Raw genomic sequence first — 19,559 nt, forward strand, 5'->3', positions numbered from 1 at the left:
ATGATCACCTCGCCGACGGTCTCCCGAGTCCCGATCACCTGATTGCCTGATCCCGAATGCTCGCCCGGCCTCCCCGCACGAGTTCGAGCGACCATGCCTTCGCCGCTTCCGCACCGCTTCGCCACGCCGCGGCACAGCGCGCGGCGCCGCTCGCAACGCGCGGTCATCCCCACGCCCCCGCCCGACTTCACGATTCGAGCGCCGGTGATACACTCGATCGGCTCACGCCGATGCTCGCGAGCATTCGTCGCCGCGACGCAGGCGTCTTTCTGTCGAACTTCACGAGGAGGCCCCCATGGCTGATTTCCGGCTTTGGACTGACGAGTTTCCGGCCAACGGCTTCATGCCGAAGGCACAGGAATACAAACACGAAGGCTTCGGCGTCGACGGCGGCAACCGGTCGCCCGCGCTTCACTGGGAAGGCGTGCCCGCCGATGCGAAGAGCCTCGCGCTGACGGTCTACGATCCCGACGCGCCGACGGGCAGCGGCTTCTGGCACTGGACCGTCGTCAACATCCCTGTCGATGCGACGACCCTGCCTCAAGATGCGGGCGCGGCAGGCAGCGCCGCACTGCCCGCGGGCGCCGTGCAGGTGCGCAACGACTACGGCGACGAAGGCTTCGGCGGCGCCGCGCCGCCGCGCGGCGACAAGCCGCACCGCTACATCTTCCGCCTGCACGCGCTGAAGGTCGACACGTTGCCCGTCACGAAGGACACGACCAACGCGGTCGCCCGCTTCATGATCCATCTGAACGAACTCGATTCGGCGACTTACACCGGCCTCTACGAACTGAAGTAAGCCGTCCGGGCCGGGCGCCCCGCCCGGTCCTTCGCCGCCGGCCATGCGCGTCAGCGCGCAAGCCGGCGGCTGCATTCGCAACGAATCGCCGCCCCCTCGCCGCCTCGCCATCGCTTCCGCCATGAACGCCGACTCCGGACTGCCGCTCCCGCAACGCTACTGGGCGATCGTCTGCGTCGCGTTGGGCATCACGCTCGCGGTGCTCGACGGCGCGATCGCGAACGTCGCGCTGCCCACCATCGCCCGCGATCTGCGCGCATCCGACGCCGCGTCGATCTGGATCGTCAACGCGTACCAGCTCGCCGTCACGATTTCGCTGCTGCCGCTCGCGTCGCTCGGCGACCGGATCGGCTATCGGCGCGTCTACATCGCGGGGCTCGCGCTTTTCACCGCGGCGTCGTTCGGCTGCGCGCTGTCGAGCACGCTGCCCGCGCTCGCGACGCTGCGCGTGATTCAGGGCTTCGGCGCCGCCGGCATCATGAGCGTCAACACCGCGCTCGTCCGGATGATCTATCCGTCGTCGCAGCTCGGACGCGGCGTCGCGATCAACGCGATGGTCGTCGCGCTGTCGTCGGCGATCGGACCGACCGTCGCGTCCGCCGTGCTCGCCGTCGCGCCGTGGCCGTGGCTTTTCGCGATCAACGTGCCGATCGGCGTCGCCGCCGTGTACGGCAGCCTGCGCGCGCTGCCCGTGAATCCGGGCCGCGACGCGCCGTACGATTTCATCGGCGCCGTGATGAACGCGTGCGTGTTCGGGCTGCTGATCCTCTCCGTCGACGCGCTCGGGCATGGCGAAAACCACGCGAGCGCCGCAGTCACCGCGCTCGCGGCCATCGTCATCGGCTACTTCTTCGTCAAGCGGCAACTGACGCAGCCTGCGCCGCTCCTGCCCGTCGATCTGCTGCGCATCCCGATCTTCGCGCTGTCGATCGGCACGTCGGTCGCGTCGTTCACGTCGCAAATGCTCGCGTTCGTTGCGCTGCCGTTCTGGCTGCAGAACACGCTCGGCTTCTCGCAGGTGCAGACCGGGCTCTACATGACGCCGTGGCCGCTCGTCATCGTGATCGCCGCCCCGCTCGCGGGCGTGCTGTCGGACCGCTATTCGGCGGGCGCGCTGGGCGGCATCGGCCTCGCGCTCTTCGCATCGGGCCTGCTCGCGCTCGCGACGATCGGCGCGCATCCGACGCCCGTCGACATCGTCTGGCGGATGGCGCTCTGCGGCGCAGGCTTCGGACTCTTCCAGTCGCCGAACAACCGCGCGATCCTGTCGTCCGCGCCGCGCGAGCGCGCGGGCGGCGCGAGCGGGATGCTCGGCACCGCGCGGCTCACCGGACAGACGCTCGGCGCCGCGTTCGTCGCGCTGATCTTCGGCGTCGCGCCGCAACATGGGCCGACGATCGCGCTCTATGCCGCAACCGCGTTCGCCGCCGTCGCGGCGGCCGTCAGCCTGATGAGAATCAGGGCGCAGCGCGACACGGCCGCCGCCGCGGGGTGACGCGGAGCCGCTCGCCGAGACCGTCCGCGCGGGTTGGCGCGCGACCGCCAGCGCATCGCTTCGCCGGCAGGTCGATTTGGCCGATCCGTCACCGTACGCATCCCGCCGCAGCGCCCCACCACTTTCGCAGCACGCCGCAGCCCCGTCGATTCGGCCATTCGGACAATCCGGCCCATTGAACGCATCGGCGATCCAGCCGCCCGTCGCCCGCCACCGCCGCCATATTCCCGCCCCGTTATTCCCCGCCAGCCACCGCGACAAACCTCGCCCGAATCCGCATACCCGGCCCATCCTCGCCCGCACTCCTTCCCGCGCCGTCTGTCCAATACATGCCCGCGCCGCGAGTCGAGCGCATCCGACGTTCGGGCGACGGGATTCGGATGGCCCATACGCCATCGTCAGGAGGGCGCCATGTCATTGATCGTCGCAGCACGCTTCACGACGCAGCGCGCCGCCGAGGCCGCCGCCAAGCGGCTTCTCGACAGCGGCTTCGTCGCCGAGGACGTCAGTCTGTTCTTCGTCAATCCGCGCGGCCAGCACGCGCGACAATCGTCGGAATACCCGTCCCACGCCGAGCACCCGGCCGCGCCGCCTCCCATCGGCGCGATGCAGCACGCGAGGCACGGCGCGACGATCGGCGCCGTCGTCGGCGCAATCTTCGGCGTCGCGCTGTTTTCGCTCGCCACGCCGTCGCTCGTCGTCGCGATCTGTGCGGCGGGCGTCGGCGCGTATCTCGGCGGATGGCTCGGCAGAATGATGCACAAGGAAGACTTCTCTCGCACGCACGTGCGCGAAATCACGCACGAAGCGATCCATCACGAGATGCGCGCGTCGGGAATGCTCGTCGCCGTGCACGTGACGGCCGATTCGCAAGGCGAAGCCGCGCGCGTGCTCGCCGAGGCGGGCGGCGGCGACATCGAGCGCGCGACGGGACACTGGCAGTCGGGCCGCTGGGCGGACTTCGATCCGACCCGCACGCCCGAGCCTTTCACCAGCGCACCGCAGCAGCCGACGCATCGCCACGCTTGAGCGACGCGTCCGCGGCCGCGTCGAACGAGAGATCGAAACGACGGCAGCGAACGGGAAGGAAAGCGAAGCGACGATGGGAAAGGCGCGGGGCCGGTGCGATGCCGATCAGCGCCCTCATCGCGCAGAAGAAGAGGCGAAGCGCGCGGCGGCAATCACGCCGCCGCGACGACGTCGAGCACGAAGCGGCAACGCTCGTCGACGCTCGCGCGCGGCAGTTCGATCAGCCGATAGCCGCATGCCGCATACGTATCGACCATTGCGTCGTAGGTGCGCACGGCCTCCGCGTAATCCTGCTTCCGTTCGGCGTCCTGCGCATAGATCTCCGGCCACGGCGGCGCGATGAACACGTCGCGGCGATAGCGGAACCGCTCGGCGGCCGCGGCAAGATGCGCGGGAACGGGCCGCGCGGACAGGCGCAGATAGCCGATCACGTCCGGCACGCCGCGATCGAAGAACACGGGCCCGCGCGCGCATCGCGCGAAGCGGTGCGAGCGCATTTCCCAACCGAGCATCAATTCGGCGAACGCGGCGGGATCGCGCCACGGCAGCGCGTGGCCGCCGATCGCCATCTGATCCTGAATCACGCCGCGCCCGGCTTCGTGCGAGCGCGCGTAGCCCCGCGCTTCGAGCGCATCGATCAGCGTGCTCTTGCCCGAGCCGGGCCCGCCCGTGATCACGAAGAAACGCGCGGCGGCCGCATCGGCATCGGCGCCGGGCTCGCCGGCGCGCGCTTCGACGCCCGCGTCAAGCATTCGCGACGCGCCGCCCCGCGCGCTGCGTGACGGACGCCGCCGTCGCGACGCTGCGCAGATCGGTCAGGAACGAATCGCGCCACACCGACAGATCGCTCTGGCGCAGCCGCGCGATGTTGTCCGCGTGACGCGCCTGCCGCTCCTCGAGCGGCATCGCGAGCGCGCGCTCGAGCGATTCCGCCATCTGCGACAAGTCGAACGGATTGACGAGCAGCGCGCCCGGCAGCTCGGCCGCCGCGCCCGCGAATTCGGACAGCACGAGCACGCCCGGATCGTTCGGATCCTGCGATGCGACGTACTCCTTCGCGACGAGATTCATCCCGTCGCGCAGCGGCGTCACGTAGCCGACCTGCGACAGCCTGAAAAGCGCCATCAGCAGGTTGCGCTCGTACTTGCGGTTCAGGTACTGGATCGGCGTCCAGTCGAGCTGCGCGAAGCGGCCGTTGATGCGCCCCGCCTCGCCTTCGAGCGTCTGGCGGATGCGCTGGTAGGTCTGCACGTCGGAGCGGGTCGGCGGCGCGATCTGCACGAGCGACACGCGCCCTTGCCAGCCGGGCGCGTTCGCGAGCATCCGCTCGAACGCCTGGAAGCGCTCGACGAGCCCCTTCGAGTAGTCGAGACGATCGACGCTGATCACGAGCTTGCGCTCGCCCGTCGTGTCGCGCAGCGCCTTCACCGCCTTGCGCGAGCCGTATTCGACGGCCGCCTTGCCGATCGCGTCCGGATAGATACCGATCGGATACGCGGCGACCTTCACGACGCGGCCGTGCGCATGAAGCATCCCGTCGTCGCTCGACGTGCCGTGCCCGCGCCGCTCGATGTAGTCGACGAACGCCTGCTTGTCGCTTTCCGTCTGGAAGCCGACCACGTCGTACGCGCACATGAACTTCACGAGCTCCTCGTGCGGCGGCACCATCCGCAGGATCTCCGGCGTCGGAAACGGGATGTGCAGGAAAAAGCCGATCGGATTCTTCACGCCGAGCTCGCGCAGGCAATGCGCGAACGGCAGCAGGTGGTAGTCGTGCACCCAGATGATGTCGTCGGGCTCGACGAGCTCGCGCAGTTGCTTCGCGAGCGAGCAGTTCACGCGCAGATAGCCCGCGTACTCCTGGCGATCGAAGCGCGCGAGATCGCCGCGATAGTGGAATACCGGCCAGAGCGTCGCGTTCGAGAAGCCGCGGTAGTACTGGTCGTAGTCGCGGCGTGTGAGACCAACGGTTGCGTAGGTGACCTTGCCGTCCCGCTCGATCACGGGTTCGCCCGGCGCGCCGGCGATGTCGCCGTTCCAGCCGAACCAGACGCCGCCCGTTTCCTTCAGCGCGTCGAGCACGCCGACCGCCAGCCCGCCCGCAGTCGGACGCGCATCCTGGCCGGCCGCCACGCGATTCGATACCACGATCAATCTGCTCATTACGGCTTACCCTCCTGTATTCAGATTGCCCGGCGGACAGGAAAACAGCTTTCCCGTCGAATCAGGCAAGTCGCATGCCACCTCGCGACGGTTCAAATGTTAAAAATGCAAGCATATGTAACAGCGGCCTCGTCATGCATCCTGCTCCGAGCCGAGGTCGCGTTGATAATCGAGCCCTTCCGGGCGGGCGCCGCCCTGGTTGTGATCGCCGTCCGCAGGCGTATCGGGCGCGGAGCCGGCGGGCGCGGGAGAGTTCGGAACGTTGGCCGGCCGCGACGGGCCGGTGCCGGCGTCGCGCCCGCGATGCTCGGGGCGCTTGGAGCGGCGCATGGCAGGGTGTCTCATGATCGGAGCGGCGCGAGGCCGTCAGTGAAACAGTCCATAGCTCTTTAGTCTAGGTGCTCCAGGCTTGGTTCACGGTAACAATTACATTCAATTTGTAACGATTCGACCCCTCGGCGTGGCTTTGCACCACAATGTTGCCGCTCGCGCGCCCTCAGCGTGCGCGGCAAACGGTTGTCAATTGTTTGCATTTCTCGTCGGACAATTGCAGAACAATGGCGCTCTACGCTCGCTGCGCACACGCGCAACGCACGAAGACAGGACCGCATTCAGGGATGAACCATCGCATCGCACGGCCTACGCGCCGTTGGGCCGCGTGGGCTACGCTCGGCGCCGCCGCAATCGCCACGCTGCTGTCCGGCTGCAATTCGCTCTATAGCGAAGGCGCGACGGCAGGCGCCGGTATCGCCGGCGCAGCCATCGCCTCGAAAGTCACGAACAACGCCGCCGTCGCGACCGGCATCGGCCTCGGCGCCGTCGCGGGCGCGCGGGCGGGCGTCCAGTACACGCAGCGCGTCGCGCATCGCTACTCGCAGGCGAGGATCGCCGAGGCGGCCGGGCCGCTCGAGGTCGGCGCCGTCGCGCCTTGGTCGACGCATCACGCGTTCCCGATCGAGGACGACGAGCACGGCCGCGTGACCGTAAGCCGGCTCATCAGCGTCGGACCGCTCGACTGCAAGGAAATCGTGTTCTCGGTCGATACCGACGCGAAGCAGAACGCGCCCGCGCAATCGGGCTTCTACGTCGCGACGATCTGCCGGGACGGCCCGGCATGGAAGTGGGCGTCCGCGGAACCCGCGACCGAACGCTGGGGAGCGCTGCAATGAGCGTGAATACGCGCGCGGCGCTGCCGCTCGCGACCGCGCTCGTGCTGCTCGCCGCGGCGGCGATCGGCCTCTCCGGCTGCGGCTCGGTCGGCGCGGCGAGCGGCGCGCTCGCAGGCGCGGCGACGGGCCTCGTCACCGCGAATCCGGCGGTCGGCGTCGGCGTCGGCATCGCGGTGCAGGCGGCGACCGACGAAGCCGTCAACCGGACGATGAAGCAGTTGCACAAGAATCAGCAGGACGCGATCGCACAGGCGGCGGGCGGTCTCGCAGTCGGCGAGACGCGCGCGTGGCAGGTGAGGAACAGGGTGCCGCTCGAGAACGGCGAAGGCGAGGTGCGCGTGACGCGCGCGTTCCAGACGCCGCTCGCGCTTTGCAAGGAATTCGCGTTTTCGGTGAGGGACGGCGCGCGCGCCGACTGGTATTTGGCGAGCACGTGCCAGGATGCGCGCGGCTGGCAATGGGCGTCGGCTGAGCCGGCCGTCGAGCGCTGGGGCAATCTGCAATAACGCCGGCATTGCGCACGGCTGCCGCGTTCCAAGCAGCGGCAACGCGGCGCGGCCTCGATCACACCGCCGCCCCGCCGTCACGGCCCTCGCCCCGCCCTCTCCCGCTCGACGCGCAAACGAATCCGAACGCGCCGGCGGCCGCGCGCCGCGGCGGCGACGCACGAGGCGACCGCAAGCCTCCCGCCTTCCTCACCGCTCGACGACCTGCGGGCCGCGAACGGCCCGCCGCCGCTTACGATTCGACGTCCTCGAGACTGAAGATTTCGGTCTGGTCGTTGTACGAGAAGATCTCGCCGTACCGGCCCCAGTCGATCACCGCGTCGAGCGTCTCCTCGGCCGCGCCGTCCGACAGGAAGTCCTCGAGCTCCTGCTCGAAGCGCACGCGCGGCGCGCGATGGCCCGGACGCTCGTTGAGCACCTTCTTGATCCGCGCGGCGAGCGGCACGTGGCGCAGCAGATGCTCGGCGAACATCATCTTGCGCTCCTGCGTGCCGAACTCGGCGAACACGCGGCCCGGCGGCGTCAGGAACACGTCGCCCTCGCGCACGTCGGCGAAGCCGAGGTACTGCAGCACTTCGGCGATCGGGAACAGGTCGTCGACCTCGAGATGCAGCGTGCGCGCGATTTCCGGCATGTCCGCGCGGCCGTGGTACGGCGGCGCGGCAAGCGTTTCGATGAGACCCGCCATCAGGTTCGTCGACACCTGCGGCAGCCAGCTGCCGAGCTCGAGCCCCTTCTTCGTCGCCTCGCCGACCTGGCGCGCGGTCATCTTCGCGTAGATGTCGTCGACGAGCCGGCGGAACGCCGGGTCGAGGCGATTGCGCGGATGCTTGAACGGCACCTTGATCTCGGCGATCACGCGTCCGGGATTCGACGACAGCACGAGGATCCGGTCGCACATGAACACCGCTTCCTCGATGTTGTGCGTGACGATCAGCACCGACTTGATCGGCATCCGGCCCTGCGTCCACAGATCGAGCAGGTCGGTACGCAGCGTCTCGGCCGTCAGCACGTCGAGCGCGGAGAACGGCTCGTCCATCAGCAGCAGCGTCGGATCGACGACGAGCGCGCGCGCGAAGCCGACGCGCTGGCGCATGCCGCCCGACAGCTCGCGCGGATACGCGTTCTCGAAGCCGTCGAGACCAATCAGGTCGATCGCGGCGAGCGCGCGCTCGCGCCGTTCGCGCGCGCCGACGCCGAGCGCCTCGAGGCCCGCTTCGACGTTCTGCAGCACGGTGAGCCACGGAAACAGCGCGAAGGTCTGGAACACCATCGCGACGCCTTCGGCCGGGCCGGAGAGCGGCTTGCCGAGGTAGGTGATCTCGCCGCCCGTCGGCTCGATGAGGCCGGCGATGATGCGCAAGAGCGTCGACTTGCCGGAGCCCGAGCGGCCGAGCAGGCCGACGATCTCGCCTTCGCGCAGCGACAGGTTCGCGCCGTCGAGCACGAGCAGCTCGCCCTGCGTCTTGTTGAAGCCGCGGCTCACGTTCTCGACGCGCAGGATTTCTTCGCCGCCCCGCGGCGGCGCGGGCGGCGTCTGGACGGGGGCGTTTACAGCATTCGGGTTTTGCATCGCGTTTCGCTCTCGGTCGGTCTCAATCGGCTGACATCAGTCTCAATCGAGACGCAGCTTCGCTTCGGCGTACGCGTACAGCGGACGCCACAACAGGCGGTTGAACAAGGTGACGAACAGGGACATCACGGCGATGCCCAGGATGATCTTCGGGTAGTCGCCCGCGGCCGTCGTCTGCGCGATGTACGCGCCGAGGCCGTGCGCCTGGATCTTGGTGTCGCCCCACTGGACGAACTCCGACACGATGCTCGCGTTCCACGCGCCGCCCGACGCGGTGATCGCGCCCGTCACGTAGTACGGGAAGATGCCGGGCAGGATCGCCTGCCGCCACCATTGCCAGCCGCGGATGCGGAAATTGGTGGCCGCTTCGCGATAGTCGTTCGGATAGGCGGTCGCGCCCGCGATCACGTTGAACAGGATATACCACTGGGTGCCGAGCACGATGAGGGGCGACAGCCAGATGTCGGCGTTCAGGTGAAAGCGCGCGATCACGATCACGAACACCGGGAACAGCAGGTTCGCGGGGAACGCCGCGAGGAACTGCGCGATCGGCTGCACCTTCTCGGCGATCGCGGGCCGCAGGCCGATCCACACGCCGATCGGCACCCAGACGAGCGACGCGAGCGCGATGAGCAGCATGACGCGCAGCAGCGTGATGAGCCCGAGCACGAACACGTGGCCAACCTCGGCGAGCGTCACGCCCGTCTTCACGTAGACGAACACGCGCGAGACGACATAAATCGTGCCGGCGATCACGAGAATCGCCCACGCGATGTCGGCGACGCGCGACGCCTTCTTCTCGACGCGCGGCATCGTGAAGCGCACGGCGTCGAGCGACGGCACGCGCAGCGGAATGCGCGCCGCCTTCGCGAAGAACCAGCCGGCCGGCACGAGCAGCTGATGAATGAGGCGCGTGCGGCGCACGAGATCGAGGAGCCACGATTCGGGCGCGTTGCCGGAGCTCGTCGTCTCCATCCGGAACTTGTCCGCCCACGCAACGAGCGGACGGAACAGCAGTTGATCGTACGCGAGGATCACGATCGTCATCGTGAGAATCACCCAGCCGACCGCCCTCAGGTTCTGATCGGTGATCGCCTGAGCGAGATAAGCGCCGATGCCGGGCAGCGTGATCGTGTGATTGCCGACCGTGATCGCCTCCGACGCGACGACGAAGAACCAGCCGCCCGACATCGACATCATCATGTTCCAGATGAGGCCCGGCATCGAGAACGGCACTTCGAGCTTCCAGAAGCGCTGCCACACGGTCAGGTGGAAGCCGCGCGACACCTCGTCGAGATCGCGCGGCACCGTGCGCAGCGACTGGTAGAAGCTGAACGTCATGTTCCACGCCTGGCTCGTGAAGATCGCGAAGATCGCGGCGAGCTCGGCGCCCAGCACGCGGCTCGGGAAGAGCGCGAGGAAGAACGTGACCGTAAACGAGATGTAGCCGAGGACGGGCACCGACTGCAGGATGTCGAGGATCGGCACGAGCACCATCCCCGCGCGGCGGCTCTTCGCCGCGAGCGTGCCGTAGACGAGCGTGAAGACGAGCGACGCGACCATCGCCGCGAGCATCCGCAGCGTCGTGCGCAGCGCGTACTCGGGCAGGTTGGCCGGGTCGAGCGATATCTTCTGCGTCCCGAGCGTCGCGATGGGCGCCATCGTTTCGTGAAAACCGATCGCCGCCATCGCGATCACGCAGATGATGAGCGGGAACGCGACGAAGTCCCAGCGGTTCGGCAGGACACGCCACGCAGACGCGTTGGCGATCCGGTTCGGATCGAATCCGAGATCCATCAGGCGCCCTCCCCGGCAAGGCCGTGCGAATCGATAAATGAGGCCAGAAAGCGAATGTGACTCATGGCAAGGCGCGCTTACGCAGTAATTCGTTTTGACTACAGGTGCCGCGAAAGCTGCCGCGCATCTCGGGCGCCGGCGTTTCGCTCGCGCAGCGGGGATCTCCCGGCCTCGCGACGGCACGACACTACTACATCCTGCATTTCAGGCACAACCTTCCGGATGACGAACGGTGGAAATCCGGCCCGGCCGCGAGCGCATCGGGCCCGAAGCGGGCGGGCGGCGGGCGAATCTGCAGGAAGTGGCGGCGCGCCGGCTGGCCGCTGCTGCGCCGCAACGCCGAATTATGCCGCGATCCGGCCCTGCCGTGAACCCGCCTTCGCGCAAGCGCGCGACGCGCGCGCCGGCCGGGCGAGGCGTTCATCGACGAACGGACACGCCGAAGCGGGTATGATCGGTACTTGCCCGAGAGGGCCGATGGTCAATCAGGAGGAGTGAATGGCAGGAAATCTGGTTATCGTGTGCCGGGACCAGGACGCCGAAGCGTTCGATCAACTGATGCAAGAGTACGGCTCGTTCCAGACGCGGCTGTCGTCGACGGCCTGGTATCTGAACATGAACATCGTGCCGGAGACGCTCCAGGAGGACATCCTCGACCGTGTCGGCAAATACACGACGCTCTACATCTTCGAGGCGACGAGCGTCACCTACAACACGATCGACAGCAACGCCGCCGAGACGCTCAGCACGCTCTTCGGCGAGTGACCCGCCGCCCGCGGCCGTCCGGCGGGGTCGCGCCGGGCGCCCGAGGATCCCGCGCCGCCCGGGCGGCGGCGGCGCGTCAGGACGCCGCCACCTGCGGTTCCGCCTTCGGCACGACGTCGAACGGAAACGACATCGCAACCCGCAGCCCCCCTTCCTCCCGGTTGCCGATCTCACATGAACCGCCCGTGCGCTGCACGAGCCGCTCGACGATCGCGAGCCCGAGACCGCTGTGCCCGTTGCCGCCGCGCGCCGGATCGAGCCGCACGAACGGGCGCGTCGCATCCGCCAGGTCGCGCGGCGCGATGCCCTTGCCGTGGTCGCTGACGGTCAGCGTGTAGCCCGTCGCGGTGCGCGCGGTCGCGATCACGACGGGCGGCGCGCCGTATGCGTGCGCGTTGTCGAGCAGGTTCGACAGCACCCGGTCGAGCGTCGCCGTCGACAGGCGAAAGCCCGGCCCCGCCGCGAGATCGGTCTGCACGGTGGGCGCGTTCGGCGACACCGCGCGATAGGTGCGCGCGATCCGCTCGCACGCCTGATCGACAGGCACGGCCTCGCTGCGATCGGCGTCGCCGTGCGCGAATACGAGGAACTGGTCGACGATGTGCGTCATCGAGTCGACGTCGCGCACCACGCCATCGCGCAGCCGCGCGTCCTCCATCATCTCGGCGCGCAGCCGCATCCGCGCGAGCGGCGTGCGCAGGTCGTGCGCGACGCCCGCGAGCATCACCGCACGGTCGTTCTCCGCGCGCGACACCTGCTGAACCATCTGATTGAAGCCGTGCGTGAGCTGGCGCAGCTCGCGCGGCCCGCGCTCGGGCAGCGGCGGCACCGCCATCCCGCGGCCGAAGCGCGCGACCGCGCGCGCGAGCGAGCTGAGCGGCTGCTGCAGCTGCCACGCGGCGAAGAGCGCCGCCATCACCGCGGCGGAAAAGATCATCACGAGCCAGAGCACCATCCGGTCGAGCGGGCGCGGCGGTCGCAGCGGCTGCACCGGCACGACGATCCAGTCGCGGTCGGTCGGCTGCTTCACCCACAGCACGGGCGGATGGCCCGGCCGGCCGATGCGCACCAGCGTGCCGGGCGGCAGGCGGTCGCGCAGGTCGTCGGCGAAGCGCTTCAACGCGGGCGGTAGATTCTGATTCGCCTCCGGCACGTCGCTGCTGCCCGGCGCGACGAGCCGCACGCGCGACGGCAGCGGCTGGTCGGGCGAACGCTCGACGTGCTGGCGCACCGCGTCGACGAGGAACGCGGCCTCCTCGACCGCATAGCGCGTCTGGAACTGATTGCGCTCGAGCCGGATCGCGAAATACCACGCGAAGTGCGACAGCAGCAGCACGCAGACGACGAGGAGCGCGAGCCGCCCGAACAGCGAATCAATGGGTTTGCGCATGAGCCTCGCCGTTCGGCACGAACACGTAGCCGCGTCCGCGCACCGTCTGGATGAAGCGCGGCGTCGACGGATCGGTTTCGAGGATCCGGCGCAGTCGCCAGACCTGCACGTCGATCCCGCGGTCGGTGCCGTCGTACTCGGGGCCGTGCAGCAGTTCGAGCAGGCGCTCGCGGGTCAGCGTGCGCAGCGCATGGTTGACGAAGATCTTCAGGAGCGCGAATTCGCTGCTCGACAGTGTTGCCGGCTTGCCGTCGACCGACAGCGTGCGCGCCTGGAAATCGAGCACGAAACGGCCGAACGCGTACGGCTCGCGCTGCTCGGGCGCGGCCGCCGACGGCGTCGCGCGGCGGCGGCGCAGCACCGCCTGCGCGCGCGCGAGCAGCTCGCGCGGGTTGAACGGCTTGCCGAGGTAATCGTCCGCGCCGAGCTCGAGGCCGACGATGCGGTCGACGTCGTCCGCACGCGCCGTCAGCATGATCACCGGAATGTCGTCGCCCGCCGCGCGGAGCTGACGCAGCGCGGTCAGGCCGTCGACGCCCGGCATCATCAGGTCGAGCACGATGAGATCGGGGCGCTCGCGTTCGAGGCGCTTTTCGAGCGAAGCGGCGTCGTGCAGCACGGACACCTCGATGCCTTGCCGCACGAGGTAGTCGCGCAGCAGGTCGCGCAGTTCTTGGTCGTCGTCGACGATGAGGATCTGAGTAGTCATGGCGTGAAGTTTACCGTGCGGGTTGGCGGGGCTGAACGAAACAAATGCCGGAAAGGGTTACTGCGGATTACCGCGCAAGGAAAATGTAATGCGCGGTAAACGCGACCGCGGCGCGCGTAACACGGCGGCGGCGCCGCTTGGCTACGCTGCGCCTTACCGGATATGCCGGCAGACGGCGGGGCGCGAACGCCCGGGCGCCGAGCCGGCCGCAGCACCGGACTTTTCAATACAGGAGTTGCTCAATGTATAAGAAGACTTCCCGCCTGGCCATCGCCGCCGCCGTGCTCGCCCTTTCGTTCAGCGCCGTCTCGCACGCCGCGCCGCCCGACATGCCGCCGCCGGGCGGCCACGGCGAACCTCACCACATGGACGGCGGCCCGTTCATGATGATGCAGCGCGTGCACGACAAGCTGAACCTGAGCGCCGCGCAGGAGCAGCAGTGGCAGGCCGCCGTCAACACGATGAAGCAGAACCGCGAGGCGATGCGCAAGAGCCACGAGGCGCTGCGCCAGCAGTTCCAGGCGCAGCGGAACCAGCCGATCCTCGACCTGAACGCGATGCACGCGGCGCGCCAGCAGGCCGAGCAGCAGAACGCCCAGTTGCGCGAGCAGACGGCGTCCGCGTGGCTCGCGTTCTACAACGGCCTGAACGACCAGCAGAAGGCGACGGTCAGCACGGCGCTCAAGCAGCAGTTCGCGAAGATGGAGGAACGTCACGCGAAGATGAAGGAGCGCTGGGAGCAGCGCCGCGCGGCGAAGGGCGCGTCGGCGCCCGCGCCGCAGCAGTGACGCCGGGCGGCGCGGCCTGGCCCGGCGGGTTCGGGCGGGTCGTGCCGGCCATCGATCGCGTTGCGGCTGCATGATGCGGCCTTGGGCGACCGGCCGGATGGCTTTCGGCGGGTATGGGTGCGCTCGGCCGCCGAGCGCCGGGCGATCGCGCGGGATCGATCCGCTTGATCGGTTCCGCTTGATCGGTTCCGCTTGATCGGTTCCGCTTGATCGGTTCCGCTTGATCGGCTTTGCATGACGATCCCCTGCCCGGCCGGCTTCATCGGAGCGACGACGCGCCCCGACCGAGCGCATCTCGTCGGCCGCATCTCGTCCGCGGCTATCGGCCGGGTGGCCGGCCGCCGTTGAAGCAAACACCGCGAACGGACTCACACCCGCTCGCGGTGTTTTCGCATCGGCACGCGGCTTGCCTCGTCCTCTCGTTGCCCGGTCTCTCCGTGCCGGGATCGAGCGCGCGGCCGACATCCCAGCCGACATCCCGCCCACCGCCGATCGCGTCACGCGAGATCGAACAACAGCACCTCCGCGCGCTCGCCGCGCTCGAACGCAACGGTCTCGACGTCGGCGATGCGTGCGCCGTCGCCTGCCGCCAGCGCCTCGCCGTTCACCGTCACGCTGCCGCGCGCGACGTGCACGTACACGCGCCGCCCGGCCGGCACCGCGAACTCGGCACGCTCGCCGCCGTCGACGAGGCCCGCGTAGATCGACGCGTCCGCCCGCATCGACACCGACCCGTCGCGCCCGTCCGGCGACGCGACGAGCCGCAGCCGGCCGCGCTTGTCTGCGTCGGTGAAGCGCACCTCCTGATAGCCGGGCTTGCCGCCCGGCTCGGTCGGCAGCAGCCAGATCTGCAGCAGATGCAGCGGCGCGTCCCGCGACGCGTTGTATTCGCTGTGCACGATCCCCGTGCCCGCGCTCATCCGCTGCACGTCGCCCGCGCGGACGATCGAGCCGTTGCCCATGCTGTCGCGGTGCGCGAGCGCGCCGTCGAGCACGTACGTGATGATCTCCATGTCGCGGTGCGGATGCATGCCGAAGCCCCGCGTCGGCGCGATGCGGTCGTCGTTCAGCACGCGCAGCGCGCCGAAGTGCATGTGATCGGGATCGCGATAGTCGGCGAACGAAAAGCTGTGACGCGTATCGAGCCAGCCATGATTGGCATGACCGCGGTCGCCTGCGCGGCGGATCTGGAACATGGCGCCTCCCACTGAAAAATCGACTTCCTCGAATGTAGGGGCGGCGCGCATCCGCAACAATCCTGCGCGCGCGCACCGGATCGTTGCGCCGATCCGTGCAATCGTCCGAGCAAGCAACGCGCCGCGCATATGAATGCAGCGACGCCAACGAGCCGGCGCGATGCGTCGCGCGGCCTCGTGCGCCGGGCGGCCGAGCGGCCGCCGAGACGCGCTCGCCGTTTCTTCGAAGCCGCGGCCGGCGTTCGGGTAAAATACCGCGCTTTTGGCCGCCGTCGACGGCGCTTCGCCCCAAAGCGGGCCGCGCCGGCATCGACGAACGCGAATTTTGGCCGCCTAGAATACGCCCGGCGCGCGCATGCCCGGGTGCATCCGGCCGCGCGGCGGGGAAGTCAGGATAAGGAACGACATGAAGAAGCTCGCCTTGTGCGCGGCCCTCGCCTTCGCGGCGGCCGGCGCCTTCGCGAAGGAGTGGAAGACCGTGCGGATCGGCGTCGACGCCAGTTATCCGCCGTTCGAATCGACCGCGCCGAGCGGCGAGATCGTCGGATTCGACGTCGATCTCGCGAAGGAAGTCTGCAAGCGGATCAATGTGAAGTGCGTCTGGACGCCGCAGGATCTCGACGGAATCATCCCCGCGCTGAAGGCGAAGAAGTTCGACGTGATCGTGTCGTCGCTGACCGTCACCGCCAAGCGCCGCGAGCAGATCGATTTCTCCGACAAGCTGTACGACGCGCCCGCGCGGATGATCGCGAAGGCGGGCTCGCCGCTCGCGCCGAGCGTCGAATCGCTGAAGGGCAAGCACGTCGGCGTCGAGCAGGGCTCGACCCAGGAGACCTTCGCGAAAGCGCACTGGGAGCCGAAGGGCGTGACGGTCGTGTCGTACCAGAACCAGGATCAGGTGTACGCGGATCTCGGCTCGGGCCGCCTCGACGCGACGCTGCAAGACGAGCTGCAGGCCGACTACGGCTTTCTGCGCACGCCGCGCGGCAAGGGCTTCGCGTGGGCGGGCCCGGCCGTCAAGGATCCGAAGACGCTCGGCGACGGCACCGCGATGGGCCTGCGCAAGGAAGACGCGGACCTGAAGGACGCGATCGACCGCGCGCTCGCGGCGATGCACAAGGACGGCACGTACGACAAGCTGTCGCACAAGTACTTCCCGTACAGCATCTATTCGGCGAAGTAGGCGCCGAGCGGGCCGCGCGTCGCGACCGGCGCGCGGCCCGTGCAGCACCAGCGGTCGACACCACGCGCTGCGAAGCGCCGTCCCCTGCCCGAACGCAGGCGGCGGCGCGATCCGCGAAGGCGGAGCGGCAATGATACGCACGGGGCGTCTCGCGCAACACGCGGGACGCGTCTTTCGCGGCGCGCACGACGCGTCGTCGAGGACTACATATGTTTCTTCAAGGCTACGGCCCGCTGATACTCTCCGGCACCTGGCAGACCGTCAAGCTCGCGGTGCTGTCGCTCGCGCTGTCGTTTCTGCTCGGCCTCGTCGGTGCGGCTGCGAAACTGTCGAAGAACCGCTTGTCGAGCGGAATCGGCACGCTCTACACGACGCTCATTCGCGGCGTGCCGGACCTCGTGCTGATGCTGCTCCTCTTCTACAGCCTGCAGATCTGGCTGAACCAGCTCACCGATCTGATGAACTGGGATCAGATCGACATCGATCCGTTCGCGGCCGGCGTGCTCGTGCTCGGCTTCATCTACGGCGCGTACTTCACCGAGACGTTCCGCGGCGCGTTCCTGTCGGTGCCGCGCGGCCAGCTCGAAGCGGGCAGCGCGTACGGGATGACGAACTGGCAGGTGTTCGCGCGGATCATGTTCCCGCAGATGATGCGCTTCGCGCTGCCCGGCATCGGCAACAACTGGCAGGTGCTCGTGAAGTCGACGGCGCTCGTGTCGATCATCGGCCTCGCCGACGTCGTGAAGGCGTCGCAGGACGCGGGCAAGGGCACGCTGCGGTTCTTCTTCTTCACGCTGCTCGCCGGCGCGATCTATCTCGCGATCACGACGATCTCGAACTTCGTGCTGATGTGGCTCGAAAAGCGTTATTCGACGGGCGTACGCAAGGCTGACCTATGATCGAACTGATCCAAGAATACTGGCGCAACTACCTGTATACCGACGGCTATCGCTTCACGGGCCTCGCGATCACGCTGTGGCTGCTCGTCGTGTCGATCGGCATCGGCTTCTGCCTGTCCGTGCCGCTCGCGGTGGCGCGCGTGTCGAAGAAGAAGTGGCTCGCGGGCGCCGTCTGGCTCTACACGTACGTGTTCCGCGGCACGCCGCTCTACGTGCAGCTGCTCCTCTGCTACACCGGGCTCTACAGCCTGCAGGTCGTGCGCGGCGCGCCGATGCTCGACGCGTTCTTCCGCGACGGGATGAACTGCACGCTGCTCGCGTTCACGCTGAACACCTGCGCCTACACGACCGAGATCTTCGCGGGCGCGATCAAGGCGACCACGTACGGCGAGATCGAAGCCGCGCGCGCGTACGGGATGTCGACGTTCACGCTGTATCGGCGGGTCGTGCTGCCGTCGGCGCTGCGCCGCGCGCTGCCGCTCTACAGCAACGAAGTGATCCTGATGCTGCACGCGACGACGGTCGCATTCACGGCGACCGTGCCCGACATCCTGAAGATCGCGCGCGACGTCAATTCGGCGACCTACATGTCGTTCCACGCGTTCGGCATCGCCGCCCTTCTCTACCTCGCGATCTCGTTTACGCTCGTGTGGCTGTTCCGCCGCGCCGAGCGTCGCTGGCTCGCGTATCTGCGCCCGCAGGGCAAATGAATTTCCGGATCCGCCTCGGATGAACACCCAGATGCACAAGCTATTCGTCGACGATCTCCACAAGCGCTACGGCAACAACGAAGTTTTGAAAGGCGTCTCGCTGCGCGCGAACGCGGGCGACGTGATCAGCGTGATCGGCTCGTCCGGTTCGGGCAAGAGCACGATGCTCCGCTGCATCAACTTCCTCGAGCAGCCCAACGCGGGCCGCATCTTCGTCGACGGCGAAGAAGTGCGCACCGCGCAGGACAAGACGGGCGCGCTCAAGGCGGCCGATTCCAAGCAATTGCAGCGCGTGCGCACGAAGCTCGCGATGGTGTTCCAGCACTTCAATCTGTGGGCGCACATGAACGTGCTCGAGAACGTGATGGAAGCGCCCGTGCACGTGCTCGGGCTGTCGCGGCGCGAGGCCGAGGAGCGCGCGCGCGAATACCTCGAGAAAGTGGGGCTGGCGCCGCGCGTCGAGAAGCAGTATCCGTCGCACCTGTCGGGCGGCCAGCAGCAGCGCGTCGCGATCGCGCGCGCGCTGGCGATGCATCCCGACGTGATGCTGTTCGACGAGCCGACGTCGGCGCTCGACCCGGAACTCGTCGGCGAAGTGCTGAAGGTGATGCAAAAGCTCGCCGAAGAAGGCCGGACGATGATCGTCGTCACGCACGAGATGGGTTTCGCGCGCAACGTGTCGAACCATGTGATGTTCCTGCACCAGGGACGCGTCGAGGAGGAAGGCGCGCCCGCCGACGTGTTCGGCAGCACGAAGAGCGAGCGCCTGAAGCAGTTCCTGTCCGGCAGCCTCAAGTAAACCGCCGGGCGGGCGCGGCGCATGCCGCGCCTCGCTCCGCCCTGCCGCCTCGTCAGACCACGTCCGCGGGCGCTTCGCTCGCGAACGCGCGCAGCGCGTCGCCCGCGAGCCGGTAACGCACCCATTCGCTCTGCGCGCTCGCGCCGATCCCTTCGTAGAAGCGGATCGCGGGCTCGTTCCAGTCGAGCACGCTCCATTCGAACCGTCCGCAGCCGTTGTCGACCGCGATCCGCGCGAGCGCGTGCAGCAGGCGCTTGCCCGCGCCGGCGCCACGAAAACGCGGCGACACGTATAGATCCTCGAGATACAGCCCCTGCCGGCCGAGCCACGTCGAATACGAGAAGAAGTAGACCGCGAAGCCGGCCGGCTCGCCGTCCACCTCGCAGATCAGCGCACACGCGGGCGACGCGCCGCGAAATAGGCTCGCTTCGATCGATTCGACCGTCGCGACCACCTGGTCCTCGGCCTCTTCGTAGATCGCGAGTTCTTTGATGAAGCGCAGAATCAGCGCGGCGTCGCCCGCCGCGGCTGCGCGAATCCGGATATTCATGTGGCGGCCCTCCTGGCCCGATCGCGATGAGAATGCACA

20 protein-coding genes are annotated in these 19,559 nt (G+C 68.4%); 11 read left to right on the plus strand and 9 right to left on the minus strand.

The annotated features are described in order from the left end of the window. Positions 1-295 precede the first annotated feature (295 nt). The 3 genes from BG90_RS02645 to BG90_RS02655 all read left to right on the plus strand — a co-directional run bounded on the left by BG90_RS02645 (position 296) and on the right by BG90_RS02655 (position 3,323). Positions 296-799 (plus strand): YbhB/YbcL family Raf kinase inhibitor-like protein, encoded by a 504-nt coding sequence (locus tag BG90_RS02645; protein ID WP_010102300.1) that lies wholly within the window; start codon positions 296-298, stop codon positions 797-799. A 121-nt stretch (positions 800-920) separates the two neighbouring features. Next, positions 921-2,294, plus strand: coding sequence for an MFS transporter (locus BG90_RS02650; protein ID WP_010114429.1), 1,374 nt, complete (start codon positions 921-923; stop codon positions 2,292-2,294). Between the two features lie 411 nt (positions 2,295-2,705). Continuing rightward, a complete protein-coding gene (locus BG90_RS02655; protein ID WP_010102297.1) occupies positions 2,706-3,323 on the plus strand; it encodes a glycine zipper domain-containing protein in 618 nt (205 codons plus the stop codon). 152 nt (positions 3,324-3,475) lie between these two features. Here the strand turns inward: BG90_RS02655 and BG90_RS02660 are convergent, their stop codons facing one another. From BG90_RS02660 to BG90_RS02670, 3 genes are all read right to left on the minus strand, one after another. Next, positions 3,476-4,075: an AAA family ATPase gene (locus BG90_RS02660; RefSeq protein ID WP_010102296.1), complete on the minus strand. Its 600-nt coding sequence runs from the start codon at positions 4,073-4,075 to the stop codon at positions 3,476-3,478. Next, positions 4,068-5,486 (minus strand): alpha,alpha-trehalose-phosphate synthase (UDP-forming), encoded by a 1,419-nt coding sequence (otsA, locus tag BG90_RS02665; RefSeq protein ID WP_010102295.1) that lies wholly within the window; start codon positions 5,484-5,486, stop codon positions 4,068-4,070. The genes BG90_RS02660 and otsA overlap by 8 nt, the downstream gene beginning before the upstream one ends. A 132-nt stretch (positions 5,487-5,618) precedes the next feature. Further along, the gene (locus tag BG90_RS02670; RefSeq protein ID WP_025989720.1) at positions 5,619-5,816 is read right to left on the minus strand and encodes a hypothetical protein; all 198 of its coding nucleotides are present in this window, start codon (positions 5,814-5,816) and stop codon (positions 5,619-5,621) included. Positions 5,817-6,103: 287 nt separating this feature from the next. On the opposite strand from BG90_RS02670, the gene BG90_RS02675 reads away from it, so the two are divergent. Further along, the gene (locus BG90_RS02675; RefSeq protein WP_010102293.1) at positions 6,104-6,655 is read left to right on the plus strand and encodes a hypothetical protein; all 552 of its coding nucleotides are present in this window, start codon (positions 6,104-6,106) and stop codon (positions 6,653-6,655) included. Beyond that, positions 6,652-7,161 (plus strand): hypothetical protein, encoded by a 510-nt coding sequence (locus tag BG90_RS02680; protein ID WP_010114427.1) that lies wholly within the window; start codon positions 6,652-6,654, stop codon positions 7,159-7,161. Before BG90_RS02675 ends, BG90_RS02680 begins: the two co-directional genes overlap by 4 nt. 232 nt (positions 7,162-7,393) lie before the next feature. Here the strand turns inward: BG90_RS02680 and BG90_RS02685 are convergent, their stop codons facing one another. Continuing rightward, positions 7,394-8,734: an ABC transporter ATP-binding protein gene (locus BG90_RS02685; RefSeq protein ID WP_010102290.1), complete on the minus strand. Its 1,341-nt coding sequence runs from the start codon at positions 8,732-8,734 to the stop codon at positions 7,394-7,396. A 42-nt stretch (positions 8,735-8,776) separates the two neighbouring features. Next, positions 8,777-10,531, minus strand: coding sequence for an ABC transporter permease (locus tag BG90_RS02690; protein WP_010114426.1), 1,755 nt, complete (start codon positions 10,529-10,531; stop codon positions 8,777-8,779). 498 nt (positions 10,532-11,029) lie between these two features. Here BG90_RS02690 and BG90_RS02700 point away from each other — a divergent pair, with 498 nt between their 5' ends. Beyond that, positions 11,030-11,296 carry a double-stranded DNA-specific endonuclease gene (locus tag BG90_RS02700; RefSeq protein WP_010102286.1) on the plus strand — a complete coding sequence of 89 codons (267 nt, stop codon included), beginning with the start codon at positions 11,030-11,032 and terminating at the stop codon, positions 11,294-11,296. Positions 11,297-11,372: 76 nt separating this feature from the next. Here BG90_RS02700 and BG90_RS02705 read toward each other — a convergent pair whose 3' ends face one another. Both BG90_RS02705 and BG90_RS02710 read right to left on the minus strand, forming a co-directional pair. Further along, positions 11,373-12,686, minus strand: coding sequence for an ATP-binding protein (locus BG90_RS02705; protein ID WP_045568041.1), 1,314 nt, complete (start codon positions 12,684-12,686; stop codon positions 11,373-11,375). Beyond that, positions 12,670-13,395, minus strand: a complete 726-nt coding sequence (locus tag BG90_RS02710; RefSeq protein ID WP_010102282.1) for a response regulator — start codon at positions 13,393-13,395, stop codon at positions 12,670-12,672. The genes BG90_RS02705 and BG90_RS02710 overlap by 17 nt, the downstream gene beginning before the upstream one ends. A gap of 242 nt (positions 13,396-13,637) precedes the next feature. On the opposite strand from BG90_RS02710, the gene BG90_RS02715 reads away from it, so the two are divergent. Further along, complete coding sequence (locus tag BG90_RS02715; RefSeq protein ID WP_010114424.1) at positions 13,638-14,183, plus strand: Spy/CpxP family protein refolding chaperone; 546 nt, start codon at positions 13,638-13,640, stop codon at positions 14,181-14,183. A 497-nt stretch (positions 14,184-14,680) separates the two neighbouring features. On the opposite strand, the gene BG90_RS02720 is transcribed toward BG90_RS02715, so the two are convergent. Continuing rightward, on the minus strand, positions 14,681-15,379 hold the full coding sequence (locus BG90_RS02720) for a pirin family protein (protein ID WP_010114423.1): 699 nt from the start codon (positions 15,377-15,379) through the stop codon (positions 14,681-14,683). Positions 15,380-15,785: 406 nt separating this feature from the next. Here BG90_RS02720 and BG90_RS02725 point away from each other — a divergent pair, with 406 nt between their 5' ends. The 4 genes from BG90_RS02725 to BG90_RS02740 all read left to right on the plus strand — a co-directional run bounded on the left by BG90_RS02725 (position 15,786) and on the right by BG90_RS02740 (position 18,970). Then, positions 15,786-16,562, plus strand: a complete 777-nt coding sequence (locus BG90_RS02725) for an ABC transporter substrate-binding protein (protein ID WP_010114422.1) — start codon at positions 15,786-15,788, stop codon at positions 16,560-16,562. A 209-nt stretch (positions 16,563-16,771) separates the two neighbouring features. Next, the gene (locus tag BG90_RS02730; protein WP_045568042.1) at positions 16,772-17,461 is read left to right on the plus strand and encodes an ABC transporter permease; all 690 of its coding nucleotides are present in this window, start codon (positions 16,772-16,774) and stop codon (positions 17,459-17,461) included. After that, complete coding sequence (locus tag BG90_RS02735) at positions 17,458-18,171, plus strand: ABC transporter permease (protein ID WP_010102276.1); 714 nt, start codon at positions 17,458-17,460, stop codon at positions 18,169-18,171. Before BG90_RS02730 ends, BG90_RS02735 begins: the two co-directional genes overlap by 4 nt. Before the next feature lie 19 nt (positions 18,172-18,190). Next, complete coding sequence (locus BG90_RS02740; RefSeq protein WP_038802518.1) at positions 18,191-18,970, plus strand: ABC transporter ATP-binding protein; 780 nt, start codon at positions 18,191-18,193, stop codon at positions 18,968-18,970. A gap of 52 nt (positions 18,971-19,022) precedes the next feature. Here the strand turns inward: BG90_RS02740 and BG90_RS02745 are convergent, their stop codons facing one another. Continuing rightward, positions 19,023-19,520, minus strand: a complete 498-nt coding sequence (locus tag BG90_RS02745) for a GNAT family N-acetyltransferase (protein WP_010114419.1) — start codon at positions 19,518-19,520, stop codon at positions 19,023-19,025. Between the last annotated feature and the right edge of the window lie 39 nt (positions 19,521-19,559).

It is taken from the genome of Burkholderia oklahomensis C6786 (assembly GCF_000959365.1).
In the GTDB taxonomy this organism is placed as follows: Bacteria; Pseudomonadota; Gammaproteobacteria; order Burkholderiales; family Burkholderiaceae; genus Burkholderia; species Burkholderia oklahomensis.